Source organism: Streptomyces sp. NBC_00503 (assembly GCF_036346895.1).
Classification (GTDB): domain Bacteria; phylum Actinomycetota; class Actinomycetes; order Streptomycetales; family Streptomycetaceae; genus Streptomyces.
Genome location: NZ_CP107855.1, coordinates 415,793 through 437,026, shown reverse-complemented (window position 1 = coordinate 437,026; position 21,234 = coordinate 415,793). Strand labels below are relative to the sequence as shown.

The window sequence follows — 21,234 nt, the reverse complement described above, 5'->3', positions numbered from 1 at the left end:
CCAGCAAAGCCCGTCGGACCTGCCGATACACCTCGTACCGGCAGGTCCGGCGGGTTTTCCGGTCACCTGACTGATTTCTGCGTCACAATCCGGGCCCGCCGGGCATCCGACCTCGTATTGTCGCGTCTCACAGGAAGGGCACAGGGACGGGGACCGAGAGGCTGGTGGCTGTGCGTGGTGGCGGCGACGGGGAACGCTGACACGACCGTCGGACACGGTGAACTGATCAAGGCGGTGGACCGCGCGCTGACCACGCACGGACGCGCCCTGCTCACCGGGCCCGCCGGCGCGGGCAAGACCGAGCTGGTGCGCGCCCTCACCGAGGCCGCCGCGCGACGCCACGAGACCGTGCTGCGCCTGGCCCCCGAGCCCGCCGACCGCTGGATACCCGAGGCCTCCGCCGCCGCCCTCCTCGCCTCCGTACCCGCCGCCGCGCTGGAGCAGCTCTCCGGACCGCAGCGCACCGCCATCGCCCTGCTGCGCCGGGAGACCGACGCCCCCCGGGTCGGCCGCGACCACGTCGCCCTGCGCCTGGCCGTCGTGGAGGTGCTGCGCACCCTCGCCGCCCGCGGCCCGGTCCTGCTCGCCCTCGACAACGCCCAGTGGCTCGACGCCGAGAGCACCGACCTGCTCCGGTTCGCGCTGCGCCTGACCCCGCCGCGCGTACGCGTCCTCGCCGCGGAGTGCGTCCTGGGCGGAGCCCCCCTCGCCGAGCCGCTGTGCGGACCGGGCACCCCGCAGATCAGGGTGCCCCCGCTCGGCACCGACGAAATCGCCGAACTGCTCGTCCGCCGAGGCCTTCCGGCCCGCCTCGCCGGCCGGATCCACCAGGCCAGCGGCGGCAACCCGCGCCTCGCGCTCGCGCTCGGCCACTCGCTGGCCGAAGCCGCCGGGACCCGTGACGGCGGGGCCCACCACGCCGATCCGCTGCCCGTCTCCGGCCAGGCCCGGGAGGTGGCCCGCCGGCTCCTCGGAGTCCTGCCCGCGCAGGCCCGCCGCACCCTGCTGCTCGCGGCCCTCGCCGCGCGCCCCACCACCGCCCTGCTGCGCCGGGCCGGCCGCCCCGACGCGGAGGCCGAACTCGCCCTGGCCGAAAGGGCCGCGCTGGTCACCGTGGAAGAGGACGGAGCGGTCCGGTTCACCGCAGGGGCCCTGCCGACCGCCCTGGCCGCCGACGCGGGCTGGCCGGAGCGGGCCGCCGGGCACGCCGCGCTGGCCGCCGCCGTGGACGACCCGATCCAGGCGGTACGCCACCGCGCGCTCGCCGTGGACACCCCCGACCGGGAGCTCGCCGCCGAGATCGCCGAAGCCGCCGCGGCCTGCCGACGCCGGGGCCAGCGGGCGCTGGCCGCCGAACTCGGCCTGCTCGCCGCCGACCGCACCCCCTGGCACCTGCCCGGCGAGGAACTCGCCCGGCTGGTCGGGGCCGCCGAGGACGCCGGATGGTCCGGCCGCGCCGACCTCGCCCGCCGGGCCGCCCGCGCCGTGCTCGCCCGCGACGCCTCGCCCGCCGACCGGGTCCGCGCCCGGCTGGCCGTCATCGACGCGGCCGGCCAGGCCCTCGCAGCCCTCGACGAGACCTTCGCCCACGCCGCGGCCGACGCCGAGGGCGAACCCGCCCTCCAGGCCGCCGTCAGGCTGCGCACCGCCTGGAAGCACAACCTCAGCGACGGCGATCCCGTCCGCTCCCGCGACGCCGCCGCCGAGGCCGGGGTGCTGGCCGCGGCCGGCGGTGACCAGGTCGCCGAAGCGATGGCCCTGACCGTACGGGCCCGCATGGGCCGCATCCTCGGGGACGCCGGAGCCGAGGAGATCCTCACCGAGGCGCTGGCCCTGCCCGCGCCCGAGGTACCGCTCGGCATGCGCAACGCCCCGCAGTACCTCGCCGTGCGCCATGCCCTCTTCGACGACCGGCTCGTCGACGCCCGGGGCCAACTGCTCGTCCTGCTGCCCGCCGTGCAGCGCACCGGCTCCGCCGAGGACGTCTTCGAGGTGCTGCGCAGCCTCACCGAGGTCGAACTGCGCCGGGGCAGGTGCGCGGCCGCCACCGGACACGCCCGCCACGCCCTGGAACTGACCACCGAGGCAGGACTCTCACCCGGCCCCGCCTGGTACGTCGCCGCGATGGCCGAGGCCATGGGCGGCAGCTTCCCGCGCGCCGCCGGATACGCCCTGCGCGGCATCCAGGCCTCCGAGGAGGAGCACGACCAGGTCTTCCTCTCCCGCAGCCTCTACGCGCTGGGGCTGGTCGAACTGGCCACCGGCGAGGCCGCGAAGGCCGTGGCCACGCTGCGGCGGGTCGCCGACCTGGAGGCGGCCCAGCAGGTGGTGGACCCCTCGATCCTGCGCTGGCACGGGGAGCTCGCCGAGGCCCTGGTGGCCGCCGACGCGCCGGACGAGGCCGCCGAACTGATGGCCCGGGTCCGTACGACGGCCCTGGAGCTCGGCCGCACCAGCGTGATCGCGGCCCTCGACCGGGCCCGGGGCCTGTGCCTGTCCGCGCAGGGCGAGGCGGAGGAGGCGGTGGCCCTGCTCGAGGCCACCGCCCAGCGTTTCGCGCTCCTCCAACTCCCGCTGGAACGTGCCCGTACGCTGCTCGCGCTGGCCCGCGTGGAACGGCGCCGACGCCGGCGCGCACCCGCCCGAGCCGCGCTGCGGGCGGCCTCCGAGCTCTTTGCCGAGGCGGGCGCCACCCCGTGGACCGAGCTGGCGCGCGAGCCCTCCCCGGGCGAGAGCGGCGGCGGGACGCGGACCCTGGCCGCCCTCACGGAGGCCGAGACCCGGCTCGCGCTGCTCGTCGCCCAGGGCGCCAGCAACCAGGAGGCGGCCGCGAAGCTCTTCGTCAGCGTGAAGACCGTCGAGGCGCGCCTGACGCGGATCTACCAGAAGCTCGATGTCCGCTCCCGGGCCCAGCTGGCCACCCTGCTGCGGGCGCGCTGAGCCGGGGAGCCGGCAACTCGGCTCTCAGCAGCTCAGGTTGTTGCCCGGGGTGACGCCCAGGAGCTGGGTGAAGCTCTGGTACGCGTTCACCCGGCTCTGCACCTGCGCCGGGTTGCCGCCGTTGCACTCGAGGGATCCGTTGATGGAGCGGATGGTCTCGCCGAAGCCCGCGCCGTTGACCATGGCGGCGTGGGGCGTCATGGTGCCCGGCCCGTTCTGCGTGTTCCAGTACCAGAGGGCCGTCTTCATCGCGACGGCCGGGTCCTGCTCGACCAGGTAGGGGTTGGCGAGCAGGTTGATGCCGAGCGCGTCCCCGGCCGCCTTGTAGTTGAAGTTCCAGCTGAGCTGGATGGGGCCGCGCCCGTAGTAGGCGGCCTGCCCGGCCGGACAGCCGTAGGACTGGCTCGTGTCGCAGTAGTGCGGGTAGTTGGCGGTGTTCTGCTCGACGATGTAGACGAGTCCGCCGGTCTCGTGCGAGACGTTGGCGAGGAAGGCGGCCGCCTCGCGCCGCTTGACGGTGTCGTCGCCCGTGTTGGCGAAGCCCGGGTAGGCGGACAGGGCCGCGACCAGGCCGTTGTAGGTGTAGAAGGGGTTCCGGTTCGGGAACATCTGGTTGAACTGGGCCTCGCTGACCACGAATCCGGAGGGGTTGCCGGTCCCCGGGTCGGTCGAGCCCCCGCCGCCGCAGGTGCCCTGGTCGGACCAGACGCCCCACTGGCCGGTGGTGCCGGGGGTCTCGCCCTGGGTCCACCACTTGGCCAGCCAGTTGTGGCCGCCGTAGGAGGCGTTCATGCCGTTGGTGTAGACGGCGGAGGAGGCCCAGGCGCCGGCGCAGGCGGGAGCGGCGGCGGCGGGGGAGGCGGGCAGCGCGATGGCGAGGCCGAGGGTGACGGCAGCGGCGGCGGCCAGGGAGAGGGCGCGGCGGCGCAGGGTGCGTATCACGGAAGTGCTCCTTGGGTGGGGGGAGTTGCCGTGGGGGAGACAACACCGCCCACTGAAGCGAAGCTGGTCTGGACCTGTCAAGGTCTAGACCAAAAGGAAACGCCGGTGCAATGCCCCGAAGGGCACCGCACCGGCGTGGCCGCGCGGTGGGTCAGCTGTTGGCGGAGAGGTTGCCGGAGAGGACCGGGATGTTGTCCACGATGTGCGACAGGGCCTCGTCGCCCTTGGCCTGGGTGGAGTTCTCGGCGCACTGCTGGTTCTGCGGGCTGGACAGGACGGGGATGTCCTGGACGCCGACGTTGACCGCGGCGAGGATCGACTGGGCGTTGACCTTCGCGGGCAGGCCGACGCAGAGCTTGTTCAGGGAGCCCTGGATGGCGCTGAGCTGCGGGCTCATGTTGCCCGAGGTCTCCTGGTTGCCGTAGATCTGCGAGGACTCGTTGCCGTTGACCGTGTTGACGCCGTTGTCGTTGCCGATCGCCATCGCCGGGGAGGCTACGGCGGCACCGGCACCCAGGACGGCTGCGGTGGCGGCTGCGGTGGCCATGAACTTCTTGAACATGTGGGAGATCCTTCTTCTGTCGCACTGTCGCATGAGATAGCTGCCCTCGGCGGGACGAGCTGCTCAACTGCCGTGGACACCGGGGGTTATCGCCCATCACCCGACTGGCCGAACAGTCCACCCCGCAGGTGACGTCCGGCATCGGCCGATTGACTCAAGGCCGGGGGTGCGCAGAGGTGCACGGAGTGCGAGGGGGGTGCGCAAAGTGCGAGGGAGTGCGCAGAGGTGCGCAAGGCGCAAGGGGGGTGCGCGAAGTGCGAGGGGTGCGAGATGTCGCGAAGGATCCCTGGGCGCCGCCCCCGACCGGATCCGGACCGTGTACCGGTCCCTGACCCCGTCGAGGCCGGCTGCCGCGCCGTCGCGTCGCCGCGACCGCGCCGTGGTCAGCCGGTCTTGCGGCGGACCTTCTTGTTCTTGCCGCCGGGGTTGCCACCGGCGCCCTGGATCTTCGCCCGGCTCTGGTGCGCCTGCTGGGACTGCGCATTGGCGGCGTTCCGCTCCAGGGCCTCCTTGAACTTTCGCTTGGCTTCCTCGGCCGGCGATTCGTTCTGCGGGGTGTCGGTTTCTTCTGACATGTGTCCTCCTGGAATGTTCTGAAGCCGTTGCAGTCTGTCAGGTGGCGTTTCCCCTGGCCAGCGCGTACGGGCCCGGTGGCCTCAGGCGTCCTTCTCCAGGGTCGGGCGGAGCCGCTCCAGCAGGGAGTAGAGCGTCGCGCTCTCGGTGTCGTCCAGGACGTCCAGGGCACCGTGGGTGGCCTGCATCTCCTCGCGGACGCGGCGGATCACCTCGCGGCCGGCGTCGGTGGCCACCACGTTCTTCACGCGCCGGTCCACCGGGTCGGGCTCGCGGCGCACCAGCTCGCGGGCCTCCAGCCGGTCCACGATCCCGGTGACGTTCGACGCGTCGCACACCAGCAGGGCGGCCAGGCCGCGCATCGGCAGGGGGCCGTTCAGCTGGGCGAGGACCTTGGCCTGGGTGGAGGTGAGGCCGTAGTGGGCGGCGGCCGCCGCGAAGTCGCGCCACTGGGCGGTGCCGATGGCGGCGAGCAGCTCCAGGAGCTCCAGCTTGGTGGGGGCGGCGGATGGGGTGGTGGCGCTCATACCGGGAGCGTACTCAAGATGCTTCATATTATCAACCTTTTACTTGACCATCTGAACTATTGAGGTCTACCGTCTGGTGGAGTCGAAGTACTTGATGACGTCAAACATCTGTGATCTGAAGCACTGAGAAGGTCCCCCCTGCCATGAGCACCACCCCCTCCGCCACGGCCACCTCCCAGGCCGGCGGGCACCGGAACGAGACGGTCATCGTCTTCGCCCTGAGCCTGGCCGCCATGGTCGTGTCGATGATGCAGACGCTGCCGGTCCCGATCCTGGGCCTGATCCGCAACGACCTCGGCACCACCACCGCCAATGTCAGCTGGGTGACCACCGCCACCCTGCTGTCCGCCGCCGTCTTCACCCCGCTGCTCGGCCGCTTCGGCGACCAGCACGGCAAGAAGCCGACGCTGGTGGCCGTGCTCGGCGTCATGGTCGCGGGCTCGGTCGTGGCCGCCCTGGCGTCCTCGCTGCCCCTGCTGATCCTCGGCCGCGTCCTCCAGGGCGCCGCCACCGCGATCTTCCCGCTGGCCCTCTCCGTCCTGCGCGAAGAGGTCCGCCCGCAGAAGCTCCCCGGTGCGATGGCCCTGGTCAGCGGCACCCTCGCGTTCGGCAGCGGGCTCGCGCTCGTCGCCACCGGCCTGCTGACCTCCGGCGCCGACGCGGACTACCGCAACGCCTTCTGGATGGCCACCGGCTTCGCGGTGCTCGCGCTGCTCGCCGTCGTCTTCCTGGTCCCCGCCACCCGGCACAAGACCGGCGGTCGCACCGACTTCCTCGGCGCGCTCACCCTGGGCATCGCCCTGCTGCTGCTCCTGCTGCCGATCTCCCAGGGCCACGAGTGGGGCTGGGCCTCCGGCCGCACCCTGGGCAGCTTCGCCGGCGCCGCCGTCATGACCGCCGTCTGGGTGCTGACCGAGCTCAAGGTCCGCGAGCCCCTCGTCGACATGCGGATGTTCGTCCACCGCCCGGTCCTCATGGCCAACCTGGCCGGCATCCTCGTCGGCTTCGGCATGTTCGCGAACTTCCTCGGCGTCTCCTATCTCGTCCAGATGCCCAAGGCCCTGACCGGCTACGGCTTCGACGCCTCGATCCTGCGCGCCTCCGTGGAGTTCCTGCTGCCCGGCGCGATCGTCTCGCTCCTCGCCTCCCCGATCGGCGGCCAGCTGGTCCGCCACCGCGGCCCGCGCGTCGCACTCGCCATGGCCTCCGCCCTGGGCGCCGTCGGCTTCGGCTGGCTGGCCCTGGACCACGGCCACAGCGCCTCGGTGATCGGCGCCGGCCTCGTCGTCGGTGCGGCCGTCAGCTTCGGCTACGCGGCGATGCCCGCCGTCATCATGGCGAGCGTCCCGCACCACCAGAGCGGCATCGCCAACGGCATCAACTCGATCTCCCGCTCCACGGGCAGCGCGATCGGCAGCGCCATCGTCACCACCATCCTGGCGTCCAAGACGATCGAGCACCTGCCCGCGGGAGTTCCCCCGCTGCCGGCCGAATCCGGTTTCACCCTCACCTTCGCCATCGGCGCCGTCGCCTTCGGCCTGGTCGCGGTGATCAGCGGGATCGGCCTGCGCGGAGCGCACGGACCCCGCGTCGTCGAGGGCTCCGCGGAGACGGCCCCCGCCGCGTCCGGCGCCCCGGCTGCCGCCCCGGCTCCCGGCTCGGCCCCCGCTCCGGTTCTCAGCGACTCGCACTGAAGCCCAGTACACGGCCCCGCCGCGGCCCCGGTCCCCTCAACGGGGCCCGGGGCCGCGGCGATTGGGGCGGTCGGCGCACTTGACCCGAGGGTGGTCCAGACCAATCATGGGGCGTCCGCCCGCTCGCTTTCGCCCCACCGGGAGCTTCGTTGAGACGTCCCAGGCACCTCCATGCCCTTTTCGCGGCCTTCACCACCGCCGTCGCGTCCGCCGGTCTCGTCATCGGCGCCGGCACGGCCGCGCACGCCGCGACCCCGCTGCCCGCACACGTCTTCGCGCCGTACTTCGAGGCCTACTCCTCCGACAGCCCCGCCGATCTGGCGCAGAAGTCCGGAGCCAAGTACCTGACCATGGCCTTCGTGCAGGCCGAAGCCAAGGGCTCCTGCACCCCGTACTGGAACGGCAGCACGAGCCAGCCGATATCCGCCTCCGTCTTCGGCGCCGACTTCACCACGATCCGCTCGCGCGGCGGCGACGTCATCCCCTCCTTCGGCGGCTACGCGGCCGACAACGGCGGCACCGAGATCGCCGACAGCTGCACCAACGTGGACTCGATCGCCGCCGCGTACGAAAAGGTCATCACGACCTACGACATGACCCGGCTCGACATGGACATCGAGGACAACTCGCTGACCAACAAGGCGGGGATCGACCGCCGCAACCAGGCCATCAAGAAGGTCCAGGACTGGGCCGCCGCGAACGGCCGCACGGTGCAGATCTCGTACACCCTGCCCACCACCACGAGCGGCCTCGCGAGCAGCGGCCTCGCGGTCCTCAAGAGCGCCAAGACGGCCGGCGCCCAGGTGGACGTCGTGAACCTGATGACCTTCGACTACTACGACAACGCCACCCACAACATGGCGACCGACACCCAGAACGCGGCCGCCGGCCTGTACAGCCAGCTCGCGACCCTCTACCCGGCCAAGACCCCCGCCCAGCTCTGGGGCATGATCGGCGTCACCGAGATGCCGGGCATCGACGACTTCGGCGCCGCCGAGACCTTCACCACCGCCGATGCCACCGCCGTCTACAACTGGGCCACCGCCAAGGGCATCAACACCCTCTCCTTCTGGGCCCTGCAGCGCGACAACGGCGGCTGCCCCGGCACCGGCGGCTCCGACACCTGCTCGGGCATCGCCCAGGACCCCTGGTACTTCACCCACACCTTCGCCCCCTTCACCGGCGGCGGCGGACCCGTCGCCGACGACTTCTCCCTCTCCGTGGCGCCCGGCTCGGCCTCGGTCGCCCCCGGCGGCTCCACCACCGCCACCGTGACCACGGCGGTCACCTCCGGCAACGCCAAGACCGTCGCCCTCACCGCGACCGGAGCGCCCGCCGGGGTCACCGCCACCCTCAGCCCCGCCTCGGTCACCGCGGGCGGCTCGGCGCAGCTCACGGTCAGCGCCTCCGCCTCGGCCGTGCCCGGCACCTACCCGCTCACCATCACCGGAGCCGCCGGCACGCTCACGCACTCCGGAACCTTCACGCTGACCGTCTCCGGACCGGGCGGCGGCAGCGGAGCCCTCGTCAACGGGGGCCTCGAGAGCGGCTCGCTCGCGCCCTGGACCTGCGAGAGCGGCGCCTCGGTGGTCTCGACCCCGGTGCACGGGGGCTCGTACGCCCTGAAGACCTCGCCCACCTCCTCCCAGACCGGCGAGTGCGCGCAGACCCTGACCCTGACCCCGAACACCAAGTACACGCTGAGTGGCTGGGTGCAGGGCAGCTACGCCTACCTCGGCGTGCGCGGCGGAGCCACCGGCAGCACCTGGACCAGCTCTGCCGGCTGGACCAAGCTGAGCGTCCCGTTCACCACCGGCGCCTCGGGCACCGTCACCGTCTACCTGCACGGCTGGTACGGGCAGGGCGCGGTCTACGGCGACGACCTCGCGGTCGGCTAGAGCCCGGAACACGCGGTCGGATCGATAGGCTCCTCCGGGCCCGGGACGCCTCTCCCCGGGCCCGGAAGGGTGCCATGACCAGCGAACGAAGGATCCGGATCCTGCGGGCGGCCGACCGCCCGGCTGCCGGATGGAAGAACGGCGGGGGAGTGACCCGCGAGATCGCCGCGTTTCCCCCGGGGGCCGGGATGGACGACTTCGGCTGGCGGATCAGCCTCGCCGAGGTCACCGCCGACGGGCCCTTCTCCGTGTTCCCCGGAGTGGACCGCACGCTCACCCTCGCCGAGGGCGCGGGCATGGACCTGGAGATCGGCGACCTGGAGAACGGCGGGGTACGGGACCTCGTGGACCGGCGCTACGAGCCGCGCAGGTTCCCCGGGGACGAGCCGACCGCATGCCGGTTGCTGGCCGGCCCGGTCGTGAACTTCAACGTGATGTACCGCAGGGGCGCCGTGACGGCCGACACCGCCGTCGTACGCGGCGACCTCGCGCTCACCGTCCGGCCCGGCGAGACCCTGCTGGTCATCGCCCTGGAGGGGAGCGCCGAGATCGAGGGCGCCGACGAGTTCGAGGGCGCCGCCGGACTGGGCCCCTACGACGCCCTCCTCGCGACCGGATCGCAGGAGCTGCTGCTACGGACCTCCGGACGCGCGGCGGTGGTCCGCCTCGGGCACGGCTCCGGCGGAGCTCAGCCCGTGTAGGAGAGCATCCGCTCCACCATGGGGTGCGGGGCGCCGGGGCCGAAGCACAGGTCGAGGTTGTCCGCGGATTCGGCCGCGGCGGCCTCGGAGCGCGGGAACATCGCCTCCTCGTAGGCCGCGAGGGCCCCTTCCCGGTCCTCCGGACAGGCGGCGACGGCGGCGGCGAGTTCGGCGCCGTCGAGCATGGCCAGGTTGGCGCCCTCCCCGGCGAAGGGCGACATCAGGTGCGCGGCGTCCCCGATCAGGGTCACCCCGGGGGTGCGCGCCCAGCGGTGTCCGACGGGCAGCGCGTGGACGGGCCGGCCCAGGAGCGGGGCGTCGCTGTCGGCGACGAGCGCCAGCAGGTCCGGGTCCCAGCCGGTGAACCGCTCCAGGACGGCCTCCGTCGCCGGGGCGGATCCGGCCGCCCACTCCTCGGCGGTGCGCAGGGCCGCGTAGACGTGCACGGAGCCGTCCGACTCCCGGTGGGCGAGCATCCCCCGGCCCTCGTCGAGGGCGAACATCATCCCGCCGCCCACCAGGGCGGCGCTCGCGCGGTGGCGGACATCGGCCTCGGACAGGTGCGCCTCGACGAAGGAGAGGCCGCTGTACTCGGGGACGGCGTCGGACACCAGCGGGCGGACCTTCGACCAGGCTCCGTCGGCGCCGACGAGCAGATCGGTGGTGAAGACGGAGCCGTCGCGGAGCGTCACCTCGTGGCGGCCGTCGCCGAGGGGCCGTACGCCGGTGACCTTGGCGCCCCAGCGGACGGCGCCGGCGGGCAGGGAGTCCAGCAGGAGGGCGCGCAGGTCGGCCCGGCTCACTTCGGGGCGGCCGCCGTCGTTCTCTTCGTCCTGATGCTCCAGGTGGACGGTGGCGCGGCGGTCCAGGATGCGCATGGCCTGGCCGCCGGGGAGCACCAGTGTCCGGAACCGGTCGTGGAGGCCCGCCGCGTGCAGCGCGGCCTGGCCCGATTCCTCGTGCAGGTCGAGCATGCCGCCCTGCGGGCGGGCGTCGGCGGAGTCGTCGAGGTCGAAGAGGGCCGCTTCGATCCCGTGCCGGTGCAGGACGCGGGCCATGGTGAGGCCGCCGAGTCCGGCGCCGACGATCGCGAGGGGGTGATGGACGGGGTGGATGTCAGCTGCGGAGGAGGTCATGGCTCCAGAAGAACATAATGACTACGAAAGTGCAACGGATACATTTTCGAAGTTACTGCGGTCGAGCTCTATGCTGGATCCATGACACGCATCAGCAACGCGACGGAAGAACCCGACGGCCCCGGGCGGCGCGAACGCAAAAAAGCCGCAACGCGGCAGGCGCTCTCCGACGCCGCCCTGCGGCTGTTCCTCGAGAAGGGCTTCGACCGGGTCAAGGTCGCCGAGATCGCGGCGGCCGCGGACACGGCCCTGACCACCCTGTTCGCACACTTCCCCGGCGGGAAGGAGGCGATCGTCCTGGAGGACGGAGCCGAGCGCGAGGCGGCCCTGACCGCGGCGGTGCGCGGCCGGGCCGGGGGCGTGTCCGTGCTGGAGGCCCTGCGGGCGTTCTTCGCCGGCCGGGGCCCCTTCGCTCCGGACCCCGGCCCCGAATTCCTGCTCAAGGTGCGCCTCGTCGTGGCCACTCCGGCGCTGCGTGCCTACGCCCGTCAGATGTGGACCGGCTGCGAGGAGGCCCTGGCGCGGGTGATGGCGGAGGAGTGCGGGCGCCCCGCCGACGAGCTCTCGCTGCGGATCCTGGCCCGCTACGTCCTGGAGATCCCCGATCTGGCGGGTTCGGGGCCGGACCCGCGCCGGGCCCTGGACCTCGCCTTCGACCACCTGGAGCGGGGCTGGCCGGGGGTCTGAATCCGGCCCAGCCGTGCGCGGGGCGTTGACAAACTCGTCACCTGCTAGAAACCTGTGGCGCCATGGCCGCATATCAGCGATCAGATCACTCAAAAATTGAAGAACGGCGCGCAAGTTCCAAGCAAGCGCGGCTTCGTCTGGCCGGTCCCCCCATGGAACAGAGGACAGCATGAGATGGAAGCAAGGCGGTCGGCTGATGCTGGCCGGCACGGTCGTCGCCGGACTGGTGTCCGTCGGACTCCTGCCCGTCACCTTCGCCGCCGCCGCGGGCGGACCCAACCTCGCCCTCGGCAAGGCGGTCACCGCGAGCGGATCCCTCGGCGGATACGGGGTCTCGGGCATCAACGACGGGAACCAGGGCTCGTACTGGGAGAGCCCGTCGGGCACCTTCCCCCAGTGGGTCCAGGTGGACCTGGGCAGCAATGTGGCCGTGGACCAGGTGGTGCTGAAGCTGCCCGCCTCGTGGGAGACGCGCACCGAGACGCTGACCGTCCAGGGCAGCACCGACGGCAGCGCCTTCAGCACCCTGTCCGCCTCGGCCGGACGGGTGTTCAACCCGGCCCAGTCCAATACGGTGACCGTCGGCTTCGCCGCCGCGACCGTCCGCTACCTGCGGGTGAGCATCAGCTCCAACACGGGCTGGCAGGCCGCGCAGATATCCGAGCTCGAGGTGTACGGCGCCGACGGCGCGGGCAACCCGGGGGACCCCGGTGATCCCGGCACCCCGCCCCCGGCCGGGGTGAACCTGGCCAGGGCCAAGCCCATCGAGGCCTCCTCCACCACCCAGTCCTTCGTGGCGGCCAACGCCAACGACGACAGCGTCACCAGCTACTGGGAGGCGGCCGGCCAGCAGTCGACGCTGACCGTCAAGCTCGGCTCCAACGCGGACGTCACCGGCGTGGTCCTCAAGCTCAACCCCGATGGCGCCTGGTCCAACCGCACCCAGAACCTCGAGGTCCTGGGCCGCGAGCAGTCGGCGGCCGGGTTCACCTCCCTGAAGGCGAACGCCGCCTACGCCTTCAGCCCGAGCGGCAACCAGAACACCGTGACCATCCCCGTCACCGGCCGGCTCGCGGACGTCCAGCTGAAGTTCTCCGGCAACACCGGGGCCGGCGGCGGGCAGGTCGCCGAGTTCCAGGTGATCGGCTCCGCCGCCCCCAACCCCGACCTGACCGTCACGGCCCTCGACTGGGCCCCGGGGGCGCCGTCCGAGAGCGACGCCGTCACCGTCAACGCCACCGTCCGCAACGCCGGCACCCTCGCCTCCCCGGCCACCGCCGTCAACGTCAGCGTGGAAGGCGCGGTCGCGGGCAGCGCCCAGGTCGGCGCGCTGGCCGCCGGAGCCTCGGCCACCGTCCCGGTGCCCGTGGGCAAGCGTCCGATGGGCAGCTACACCGTCTCGGCCGTGGTCGACCCGGCGGGCGCCGTCGTGGAGCAGGACGAGACCAACAACAGCCGCACCGCCGCCGCGAAGCTCGTCGTCGGCCAGAGCCCGGGGCCCGACCTGGAAGCCCTCTCCATCGCCACCGACCCGGCCAACCCGGCCGTGGGCGCCCCGGTCTCCTTCACCGTGGCCGTACACAACCGGGGCACCGCCGGGGTGGCCTCGGGCACCGTCACCCGGCTGGTCGCCGGAGCCACCACCCTCAACGGCCCCACCCCGGCCATCGCGGCCGGTGAGACCGTCAACGTGCCGGTCAACGGGACCTGGACGGCGGTCGGCGGCGGCGCCACCCTCACCGCCACCGCCGACGGGACGGGCCTGGTCGCGGAGACCAACGAGAACAACAACAGCTACTCCCGGGCCCTGGTGGTGGGCCGCGGCGCGGCGCTCCCGTACGCCGAGTACGAGGCGGAAGCCGGAACCTACACCGGCACGCTCCTGCAGACCGACGCCAAGCGCACCTTCGGGCACACCAACTTCGCCACCGAGTCCTCCGGCCGCGAATCGGTGCGGCTGAACTCGACCGGCCAGTACGTCCAGTTCACCTCGACCGGCGCCGCCAACTCGATCGTCGTGCGCAATTCCGTCCCGGACGCCGCGAACGGCGGCGGCGCCGACGCCACCATCAGCCTCTACATCAACGGGAGCTTCGCACAGAAGCTCAGCCTGTCCTCCAAGTACAGCTGGCTCTACGGCAGCACCGACAGCCCCGAGGGTCTGACCAACACCCCCGGCGGCGACGCTCGCAGGCTCTTCGACGAATCCCACGCCCTGCTCGCGCAGAGCTACCCGGCCGGCACCACCTTCCGCCTCCAGCGCGACGCGGGCGACACGGCCTCGTACTACGTCATCGACCTGGTCGACCTGGAACAGGTGGCCCCGCCGGCGGCCAAGCCCGCCGAATGCACCTCGATCACCGACTACGGTGCGATCCCCAACGACGGCATCGACGACACGGTCGCCATCCAGAAGGCGGTGACCGCGGACCAGAACGGTCAGATCGCCTGCGTCTGGATCCCGCAGGGCCAATGGCGCCAGGAGCAGAAGATCCTCACCGTCGACCCGCTGCACCGGGGCCAGTTCAACCAGGTGGGCATCAGCAACGTCTCCATCCGCGGCGCGGGCATGTGGTACTCGCAGCTCTACACGCTGACCGCGCCGCAGAACGCGGGCGGCATCAACCACCCCCACGAGGGCAACTTCGGCTTCGACATCGACGACAACACGCAGATCTCCGACATCGCGATCTTCGGCTCGGGCACCATCCGCGGCGGGGACGGCAACGCCGAGGGCGGAGTGGGCCTGAACGGACGCTTCGGCAAGAACACGAAGATCACCAACGTGTGGATCGAGCACGCCAACGTCGGTGTCTGGGTCGGCCGCGACTACGACAACATCCCGGCCCTGTGGGGCCCCGGCGACGGTATCGAGTTCAGCGGAATGCGGATCCGCGACATCTACGCCGACGGCATCAACTTCGCCAACGGCACCCGCAATTCGACGGTCTTCAACTCCTCCTTCCGCACCACGGGCGACGACTCCCTCGCGGTGTGGTCCAGCAAGTACGTGAAGGACCAGTCGGTGGACATCGGACACGACAACCACTTCCGCAACAACACCATCCAGCTGCCCTGGCGGGCCAACGGCATCGCGGTCTACGGCGGTTACGGCAACACCATCGAGAACAACCTGATCTTCGACACGATGAACTACCCCGGCATCATGCTGGCGACCGACCACGACCCGCTGCCCTTCTCCGGGCAGACCCTGATCGCGAACAACGGGCTCTTCCGCACCGGCGGTTCCTTCTGGGGCGAGGCCCAGGAGTTCGGTGCGATCACGCTCTTCGCGGCCAACCTGCCCATCCCCGGGGTCGTCATCCGCGACACCGACATCCACGACTCGACCTACGACGGGATCCAGTTCAAGACGGGTGGCGGCGCCGTACCCGATGCGAAGATCACCGACGTCACCATCGACAAGTCGAACAACGGGGCCGGCATCCGGGCCCACGGCGGAGCGCGCGGCAGCGCGACCCTGTCCCACGTCACCATCACCGGCTCGGCCGACGGGAACGTCCTGGTCGAACCGGGATCGCAGTTCGTGATCAGCGGCAGCTGACCGCAAGGCTGTTCAGGTTCAGCGCTTGCCGAGTTTGATCCACTTCGCCGTGCCGGGCACGCCCTTCGCGTCGAGGAGGAACAGCATGTAGTACCCGGGCGGGGCGTCGGCCGAGGTGGCCGGCGCCCGCAGCCCGATCGTGCGGCCGCGGACGCCGGTCATCCGCAGCTCCAGATGGCGCTGGCTGGTGTTCACCGCGTGGGTGACGGTGGTCGGCGCCAGCAGCACGGCCCGCCGCACCTCGCCCGCGCCGGCGCTCTCGACGGAGAACTCCGCGTCGTGGGCGATCTCGCCGGCCGGGACCCGGTCGAGCGCCGGGCGGCCGCCCCGGTGCAGGTAGGCCGGCTCGTAGAGCTCGATGGAACCGTCCATGCCGTCTTTGATGTCGGGGTCGTTGGCGATCTGCTGGAGCTCGTCCCCGGTGACCATCACCCGGCCGTCCGGCAGCACCAGCGCGTTGGAGTGGTACCCCCGGGGCAGCCGCTGGGCCGGGCCCAGCCGCCACCGGCCGTCCGCGTCCCGCAGCTCGGTCTGCCGGTACTTCAGGTCGGCCTTCGGATTGAACGGGCCGAAACCGTAATCCCGGGTGGACAGCGCCCCGTTGACGGTCAGCAGCGTCGCGTCCGGCAGGATCAGCGTGTCGTCCTGGGTCCGGCCGAAGGCGCGCGGCTCCTCGGTGGTCCAGGCCCCGCCCGACAACCGGTAGGTGTTGGGATCCAGCGGATCCCCGCCGAGCACCAGCACGGAGTCCGGGCCGCGGAAACCGGCGGGCAGCGCAACGGCGGATCCGTAGCCCCGGAAGTCGGCGGGGCGTCTGGGCAGATCGGTACGGGTCTGCGTGCCCGTGTCGAAGAGCCACTGCTGGTCGGCATCGCGCCCGAGCCCGTAGATCATGCCGTCCCGCAGCGAGAACAGGTGCGGGTAGTCGTTGCGGAAGGGGGCGTCGGAACGCAGCCGCTGCGAGGCGATGTCCAGCGGGATGTCGAACGGCCTCCAGGGCACCGCCCGTCCGGGCGCGGGGAACCGCTCCACCACCGGGGTGGGGGTCCCCGTACCGCGCTCGGACTGGCCGGACATGATGATCTGGCGCCCGTCCGCGCCGGTCACCACCGACGGGTACCAGCGGCCCACCGCCATGTCGCGGTTGCGGTACCAGCCCTCGGTCCACGGGTCGAAGACGAAGGAGAGCTTCGCGCCGCTGCCGCCCTTGCCGCCCGTGTTGCCGCCGAACACCCCGAGCATTCCGTTGGGCAGGAAGGAGTGGCCCGCGCAGAAGAACGGCGCCGGACGCGGCGCGTGCGTACCGTCCGGCATCAGCACGACGGGCGGCGTGACCTTCTTGAACGCGCCCGCGCCGGTCCCCTTCGCCGGGTCCCACAGGTAGGCGCGGCCGGCGTTGGCCGGGCCGATCCGGTCGGTGGGCCCGGTCTCCTTGGTGGGGTCGGTCTCCACACGGGAGAAGGAGAAGAGCAGCACCTTGCCGGTGGGCAGGAGGGCGAGGTGCACACCGAAGTCGGGGGAGGGGAAGTACTCGGTGAACCGTCCCGACACGGCCGCGTCGAAACCGGCATTGGCCTCGCGCTGCGACACGCGCAGCGACTCCAGGCTCGCCGTGCGCCGCGACTGCGGATACTCCCCGGCGCCCTCGGTCGCACGGCGCAGCTCGGCGTGGGCCCGCGCGTGCTCCGCGCCGACGACGGCGGCCTCCGCCGAAGCGGCCCCGCCGTCGGCGTCGTGTCCGGGCGCCGCGGCGGAGGCCGGAGCGGCCTGGAGGAGCAGGGCGGAGGCGACCGCGGCCGCGGACAGGAGGGCGGACCGGAGCAGGCGGCGCATGGGACTCCTCGGCGCAGGCGGATCCCGCGAGGCGGCCAGATTAAGAGAAATCACCACAAAATGACCATCGTGGCACGATCAATGCCCCACCCGTGAGCCGTTCGGCCGAGCCGTGCGCTTTGAGTGCGCTGGGTGCGCTGGGTGCGCGAACCTTTGAGGCTCCTACGCCTCCCCGCGGGCGGCCGCCTGCCGCTGGCGCTTGCTCTGCGGGGCCAGCGTGAGGTCCTGGGCCCGCGAAGTGAGCCGCTTGAAGCCGTACCCGCGCTCCGTCAGCCAGCCCTCGGCCGCGAGCTCGGCGTGGGCCGTCGCGTCCAGGATGTCCTCCTCGGCCTCGCCCCCGGCCAGGAAGCGGAACGTGAAGGAGGGCCGGGCGGCCAGGTCGTACGTGAGGTCGCCCTCGGGGGTGAACTTCGCGTGCAGGATGTCGTGCTGCGCCGCGTCGGCCAGCAGCTCGGCGCGCTGCGCCTCGGTGAGGCCGTCGAAGGACCCCCGGACGGTGATGCGGAAGGTGCGGGTGCTCATCCCTTCAGCCTAGGCCGCGCGCCTCGGCCCCCGCACCGGGTTTTCCGGCGGCCCGCCACTCCGATGGCGCAGTGCCCGCACACCGTCGCAGCCCTGTGGCCGCCCGGTCCGCGCACCGCTGACCTGGGCGGTCGCCGATTTCCCGGTGTGCCGGGTGTCCCGCCCGCCGCTAGCGTCGGCTGCGTCCGGAGTCCTCGGTGGCTCTGCGAGGGGGGCCCGCGATCCGTCTCTGCGAGAGGCCGTGACGATGCTGAAGGACGCACCGATAGCCCCGATAGCCAGCCTGCTCCGTGTGGAGAAGGGCGTGGCCGCCCCCGAGGAACTCGCCGCCATCGCCGTGGTGGTCGCCTGCTTCGCGCGCCGCAACTCCGGCCCGGCGCAACAGAGCCCCACCGCCACCGCCACCGCCCGCCGCAGGCGCCCCGCGCACCACGGCTCAGGCTGCTGGGCGGGCTGCTGGGCCTGCGCCTGACGCGGGGCCCCGTAAACGCCCCTGCCCCCGGCCCGCTTACGGGCCGGCGGCAGGGGGACCAACCTCGGCGGTCGGCGGTCCGGGCAGGTCGGCTCCGGTTCAGCTCCGGCTCAGCACCTGCGACAGCGCCGAGGACAGTGCGGCCTCGGGATCGGCCACCGCGCCGTGCGAGCGCCACGCGACGAATCCGTCGGGGCGCACCAGCACCGCCCCGGCCTGCGACAGTGCGTGCACCGCGGCCCAGTCGGCGCCCGCCTCCTGCACCAGGTCGGCTCCCTCGGCGGATCCGATCACGTACGTGTCCAGTCGCGCCGACAGCCGCTCGGCCGCCCGCTCGGCGGCCTCCCGCCACGGCGTGCCCGCGCCGCTGAGCAGCACGAACGAGCGCTCGTACAGGTCCAGCGTGGACACCCGCTCGCCGTCGGCGCGGGTCAGCCACATGTGCGGGGCGCGGGTGCCGACGTCACCCGTCATCCGCATCCCCTCCGGGATGACCGGCCGGTCCGGGTCGGCGCCGACCACCGCGCCGCGCGGGTACGCGTACGCCATCGCCGTCGTCATGACCCCGCTGCCCGGTCCGCCGGCCATGGTCGGCGGCGGCGCGTACCCCGGGTGGCTGTGTTCGGCCGAACGCGCCGAGGCGCGCTCGGCGGTCGCCAGTGCCACCGGCAGCCGCTCGGCCTCGTAGGTGTCGAGCAGCCCGATCCCGGCCGATCCGTCGAGGACCGCCGCGATCTTCCAGGCCAGGTTGTGCGCGTCCTGGATGCCGGTGTTGGAGCCGAACGCCCCGGTGGGGGACATCTCGTGGGCCGCGTCGCCGGCCAGGAACACCCGACCGGACGAATACCGCTCGGCAATCCGTTCGGCCGCGTGCCACGGCGCCTTGCCGCCGATCTCCACATCCAGGTCCGCAACGCCGATCGCGGCCCGGATCTGCGCGATGCACCGCTCCTCGGTGAAGTCCTCCAGGGTCTCGCCCCGGTCCGGGTGCCAGGGCAGGTGGAAGACCCACTGGGTGTCGTTGTCCACCGGCAGCAGGGCCCCGTCGGCACCCGGCTTCATCAGGTAGCAGACGATGAAGCGCAGATCGCCCAGCACCTCGACGAGCCGGCGCGAGCGGAAGGTGACGCTGACGTTGTGGAACAGCTCGCCGCTGCCCGTCTGGGTGATGCGCAGCTCCTCGCGTACGGGGCTGCGCGGTCCGTCCGCCGCGATCAGGAAATCGGCGCGCACGGTGATGTGCTCACCCGTCTCCCGGTCCTTGACCAGGGCGTTCACCCCGGTCGCGTCCTGGTCGAAGCTCATCAGTTCGGTGGAGAAGCGGATGTCGGCGCCCTGCGCACGGCTCTGCGTGGCGAGGATCGGCTCGATGTTGTTCTGGCTGCACACGCACCAGGCGGCCGGGCTGAACTTGGCGAGCGCGCCCGCCGGGTCGATGGCCTTGACCAGCCACTTGTGGTCGCCGCCCAGCAGGGAATCCGTCTGGAGGATGCCCATGTTGTTCTCCAGCGCGGAGGCCGCCTGGCGGATGGCGCCCTCCGCCCCGGCCACCCGGAAAAGCTCCATGGTCCGGGCGTTGATGCCGCGGCCGCGCGGGTGGTCGGAGGTTCCGGCGTGCTTCTCGACGAGCATGTGCCTGACGCCGTGACGGCTCAGGAACAGCGAGGTGGACAGACCCACGAGGGAGCCGCCCACGACGAGAACCGGTACGCGAACATCTGCGGTGTCTTCCATCAGCTGCGAGCTCCTGATTTCTGTGTGGGGGAGTGCATTCCTTTATGCCCCCGATCGGCAGCCAGGCCCGGGCGATTCGCCCGTTGTCACCCGCTTGATGCGGAGATGTAGCGGTACGTCCCCTCGCGGATGACGATGAGCGACAGCGGTTCCCCCGAAGACACACCGGCCTGCCGTTCCCCCGAGGCGGCCGCCGGGCCGGTCGGTGACCGCCCATGACGGACGAGGGTCCGTACGCGATGGAACTCCACGCCCTCACGAAGGGCCCTCACGAAGGAGTGAGCAGATGACGACCACCCTGTCCGAACGGGTGTCACAGTCCGCCTTCGACGGCTCCATGCTCCGGGTGGTCCTGCTGATGGACCTCCACGAGGGAGCCCAGCAGCGGTTCTTCGAGGCCTACGAGCAGATGCGCCACGACATCGCGTCGGAACCGGGGCACATCAGCGACCAGCTCTGCCAGTCCTTCGAGAACCCCTCGCAGTGGCTCATCACCAGCGAGTGGGAGAGCGCCCCGCAGTACCTCGCCTGGGTCAACAGCGAGCACCACGCCGAGCAGGTGCGCCCCCTCGGCGCCTGCGCCCGCGCCATGCGCCCGCTCAAGTACACCGTCCTGCGCGAGACCGGCCGCGGCTACCAGGAAGCCCGGCGCCCCGGCGGCGCACGGCTGCAGGAATCGCCCCGGCTCGGCGCCGGCATCGTGCGCCACGCGCTGACCTTCACGGTCAAGCCCGGCAGCGAGGAGAAGGTGGCCCAGATCCTCTCCAGCTACGCGTCCCCGGCCGCCGACGTCGACGGCCACACCCGGCTCTGCCGGACCTCGCTGTTCATGCACGGCAACCGCGTCGTGCGTACGGTGGAGGTCCGCGGCGACCTGATGTCGGCGCTGCGGCACGTCTCCGAACAGCCCGAGGTGCGGGCCGTCGAAGAAGCCATCAATCCGTACCTGGAACAGGACCGCGACCTCGGCGACGCCGAGTCCGCCCGGATGTTCTTCATGAAGGCCGCGCTGCCGGCCGTCCACCACGTCGCCGCGCGGGAAGCGGGCGCCGAGGACCGGTCCGACGTCCGCAGGCACGCCCTCTTCTACCCCGCCAAGCCCGGCTGCGGACCGGCGCTCGCCAGGTTCCTGGCCCGCCAGGACGAGGACGCGGCCCACCGCCCAGACGCCCCCACGGTGAGCAGCAGCATCTTCCAGCGCGACGACATCGTCGTCCGCCTCATCGACGTGCGGGGCCCGCAGGGCTCCGGACTGGAGACCGCCTTCGGGGTCCGCGGACCGCGCAAGGCGGCCGTCCTCGCCCGGCTGATGACCGCCGGGGACCATGACAGCTCGTCCGCCCTGCGCCACACCATGAGCCTGATCACCGACCGCCGGGCCCCCGCCGAGCACTGAGCCTCGACGGCACGCACCACGACCACCCCACCCCGGACCGCGGGACCCCCGG

16 protein-coding genes are annotated in these 21,234 nt (G+C 72.3%); 8 read left to right on the top strand and 8 right to left on the bottom strand.

Annotation, left to right across the window (positions count from 1 at the left end):
- The first annotated feature begins 174 nt into the window (after positions 1-174).
- Positions 175-2,940, top strand: a complete 2,766-nt coding sequence (locus OG490_RS02095) for a helix-turn-helix transcriptional regulator (protein WP_330294546.1) — start codon at positions 175-177, stop codon at positions 2,938-2,940.
- Between the two features lie 24 nt (positions 2,941-2,964).
- Here OG490_RS02095 and OG490_RS02090 read toward each other — a convergent pair whose 3' ends face one another.
- The 4 genes from OG490_RS02090 to OG490_RS02075 form a co-directional block, all read right to left on the bottom strand.
- Positions 2,965-3,870, bottom strand: a complete 906-nt coding sequence (locus OG490_RS02090; RefSeq protein ID WP_330300738.1) for a glycoside hydrolase family 19 protein — start codon at positions 3,868-3,870, stop codon at positions 2,965-2,967.
- Between the two features lie 163 nt (positions 3,871-4,033).
- Positions 4,034-4,444 carry a rodlin gene (locus tag OG490_RS02085; RefSeq protein ID WP_330294545.1) on the bottom strand — a complete coding sequence of 137 codons (411 nt, stop codon included), beginning with the start codon at positions 4,442-4,444 and terminating at the stop codon, positions 4,034-4,036.
- A gap of 383 nt (positions 4,445-4,827) precedes the next feature.
- Entirely contained in the window at positions 4,828-5,019 is a 192-nt protein-coding gene (locus tag OG490_RS02080; protein ID WP_330294544.1) for a DUF5302 domain-containing protein, read from the bottom strand.
- Between the two features lie 81 nt (positions 5,020-5,100).
- On the bottom strand, positions 5,101-5,544 hold the full coding sequence (locus OG490_RS02075) for a MarR family winged helix-turn-helix transcriptional regulator (RefSeq protein ID WP_330294543.1): 444 nt from the start codon (positions 5,542-5,544) through the stop codon (positions 5,101-5,103).
- 143 nt (positions 5,545-5,687) lie between these two features.
- On the opposite strand from OG490_RS02075, the gene OG490_RS02070 reads away from it, so the two are divergent.
- The 3 genes from OG490_RS02070 (at position 5,688) to OG490_RS02060 (ending at position 9,837) form a co-directional block, all read left to right on the top strand.
- The gene (locus OG490_RS02070) at positions 5,688-7,238 is read left to right on the top strand and encodes an MFS transporter (RefSeq protein ID WP_330294542.1); all 1,551 of its coding nucleotides are present in this window, start codon (positions 5,688-5,690) and stop codon (positions 7,236-7,238) included.
- A 149-nt stretch (positions 7,239-7,387) separates the two neighbouring features.
- Positions 7,388-9,136, top strand: coding sequence for a glycosyl hydrolase family 18 protein (locus OG490_RS02065; protein ID WP_330294541.1), 1,749 nt, complete (start codon positions 7,388-7,390; stop codon positions 9,134-9,136).
- A 74-nt stretch (positions 9,137-9,210) separates the two neighbouring features.
- Entirely contained in the window at positions 9,211-9,837 is a 627-nt protein-coding gene (locus tag OG490_RS02060) for a HutD/Ves family protein (protein ID WP_330294540.1), read from the top strand.
- On the opposite strand, the gene OG490_RS02055 is transcribed toward OG490_RS02060, so the two are convergent.
- Positions 9,825-10,973 (bottom strand): FAD-dependent oxidoreductase, encoded by a 1,149-nt coding sequence (locus OG490_RS02055; RefSeq protein ID WP_330294539.1) that lies wholly within the window; start codon positions 10,971-10,973, stop codon positions 9,825-9,827. The two genes, OG490_RS02060 and OG490_RS02055, sit on opposite strands and share 13 nt — an antisense overlap.
- Positions 10,974-11,054: 81 nt before the next feature.
- Here OG490_RS02055 and OG490_RS02050 point away from each other — a divergent pair, with 81 nt between their 5' ends.
- Both OG490_RS02050 and OG490_RS02045 read left to right on the top strand, forming a co-directional pair.
- A complete protein-coding gene (locus OG490_RS02050) occupies positions 11,055-11,660 on the top strand; it encodes a TetR/AcrR family transcriptional regulator (RefSeq protein WP_330294538.1) in 606 nt (201 codons plus the stop codon).
- Between the two features lie 169 nt (positions 11,661-11,829).
- Positions 11,830-15,225 (top strand): CARDB domain-containing protein, encoded by a 3,396-nt coding sequence (locus OG490_RS02045; protein ID WP_330294537.1) that lies wholly within the window; start codon positions 11,830-11,832, stop codon positions 15,223-15,225.
- Between the two features lie 18 nt (positions 15,226-15,243).
- Here OG490_RS02045 and OG490_RS02040 read toward each other — a convergent pair whose 3' ends face one another.
- Both OG490_RS02040 and OG490_RS02035 read right to left on the bottom strand, forming a co-directional pair.
- Complete coding sequence (locus OG490_RS02040; protein WP_330294536.1) at positions 15,244-17,058, bottom strand: galactose oxidase-like domain-containing protein; 1,815 nt, start codon at positions 17,056-17,058, stop codon at positions 15,244-15,246.
- Between the two features lie 162 nt (positions 17,059-17,220).
- Positions 17,221-17,580 carry a DUF6204 family protein gene (locus OG490_RS02035; RefSeq protein ID WP_330294535.1) on the bottom strand — a complete coding sequence of 120 codons (360 nt, stop codon included), beginning with the start codon at positions 17,578-17,580 and terminating at the stop codon, positions 17,221-17,223.
- A gap of 247 nt (positions 17,581-17,827) precedes the next feature.
- On the opposite strand from OG490_RS02035, the gene OG490_RS02030 reads away from it, so the two are divergent.
- Positions 17,828-18,052 (top strand): acyl-CoA carboxylase epsilon subunit, encoded by a 225-nt coding sequence (locus tag OG490_RS02030; protein ID WP_330294534.1) that lies wholly within the window; start codon positions 17,828-17,830, stop codon positions 18,050-18,052.
- A gap of 99 nt (positions 18,053-18,151) precedes the next feature.
- On the opposite strand, the gene OG490_RS02025 is transcribed toward OG490_RS02030, so the two are convergent.
- Positions 18,152-19,786 (bottom strand): FAD-dependent oxidoreductase, encoded by a 1,635-nt coding sequence (locus tag OG490_RS02025; protein WP_330294533.1) that lies wholly within the window; start codon positions 19,784-19,786, stop codon positions 18,152-18,154.
- A gap of 286 nt (positions 19,787-20,072) precedes the next feature.
- Between OG490_RS02025 and OG490_RS02020 the strand changes: the two genes are divergently transcribed.
- Positions 20,073-21,182, top strand: a complete 1,110-nt coding sequence (locus OG490_RS02020) for a SchA/CurD-like domain-containing protein (protein ID WP_330294532.1) — start codon at positions 20,073-20,075, stop codon at positions 21,180-21,182.
- Positions 21,183-21,234: the final 52 nt, after the last annotated feature.

Coding starts and splice junctions, on each gene's coding strand:
- OG490_RS02085 (WP_330294545.1), bottom strand. CDS start 4,444: ATGTTCAAGAAGTTCATGGCCACCGCAGCCGCCACCGCAGCCGTCCTG.
- OG490_RS02080 (WP_330294544.1), bottom strand. CDS start 5,019: ATGTCAGAAGAAACCGACACCCCGCAGAACGAATCGCCGGCCGAGGAA.
- OG490_RS02075 (WP_330294543.1), bottom strand. CDS start 5,544: ATGAGCGCCACCACCCCATCCGCCGCCCCCACCAAGCTGGAGCTCCTG.
- OG490_RS02070 (WP_330294542.1), top strand. CDS start 5,688: ATGAGCACCACCCCCTCCGCCACGGCCACCTCCCAGGCCGGCGGGCAC.
- OG490_RS02060 (WP_330294540.1), top strand. CDS start 9,211: ATGACCAGCGAACGAAGGATCCGGATCCTGCGGGCGGCCGACCGCCCG.
- OG490_RS02055 (WP_330294539.1), bottom strand. CDS start 10,973: ATGACCTCCTCCGCAGCTGACATCCACCCCGTCCATCACCCCCTCGCG.
- OG490_RS02050 (WP_330294538.1), top strand. CDS start 11,055: ATGACACGCATCAGCAACGCGACGGAAGAACCCGACGGCCCCGGGCGG.
- OG490_RS02045 (WP_330294537.1), top strand. CDS start 11,830: ATGAGATGGAAGCAAGGCGGTCGGCTGATGCTGGCCGGCACGGTCGTC.
- OG490_RS02040 (WP_330294536.1), bottom strand. CDS start 17,058: ATGCGCCGCCTGCTCCGGTCCGCCCTCCTGTCCGCGGCCGCGGTCGCC.
- OG490_RS02035 (WP_330294535.1), bottom strand. CDS start 17,580: ATGAGCACCCGCACCTTCCGCATCACCGTCCGGGGGTCCTTCGACGGC.
- OG490_RS02030 (WP_330294534.1), top strand. CDS start 17,828: ATGCTGAAGGACGCACCGATAGCCCCGATAGCCAGCCTGCTCCGTGTG.
- OG490_RS02025 (WP_330294533.1), bottom strand. CDS start 19,786: ATGGAAGACACCGCAGATGTTCGCGTACCGGTTCTCGTCGTGGGCGGC.
- OG490_RS02020 (WP_330294532.1), top strand. CDS start 20,073: ATGACGACCACCCTGTCCGAACGGGTGTCACAGTCCGCCTTCGACGGC.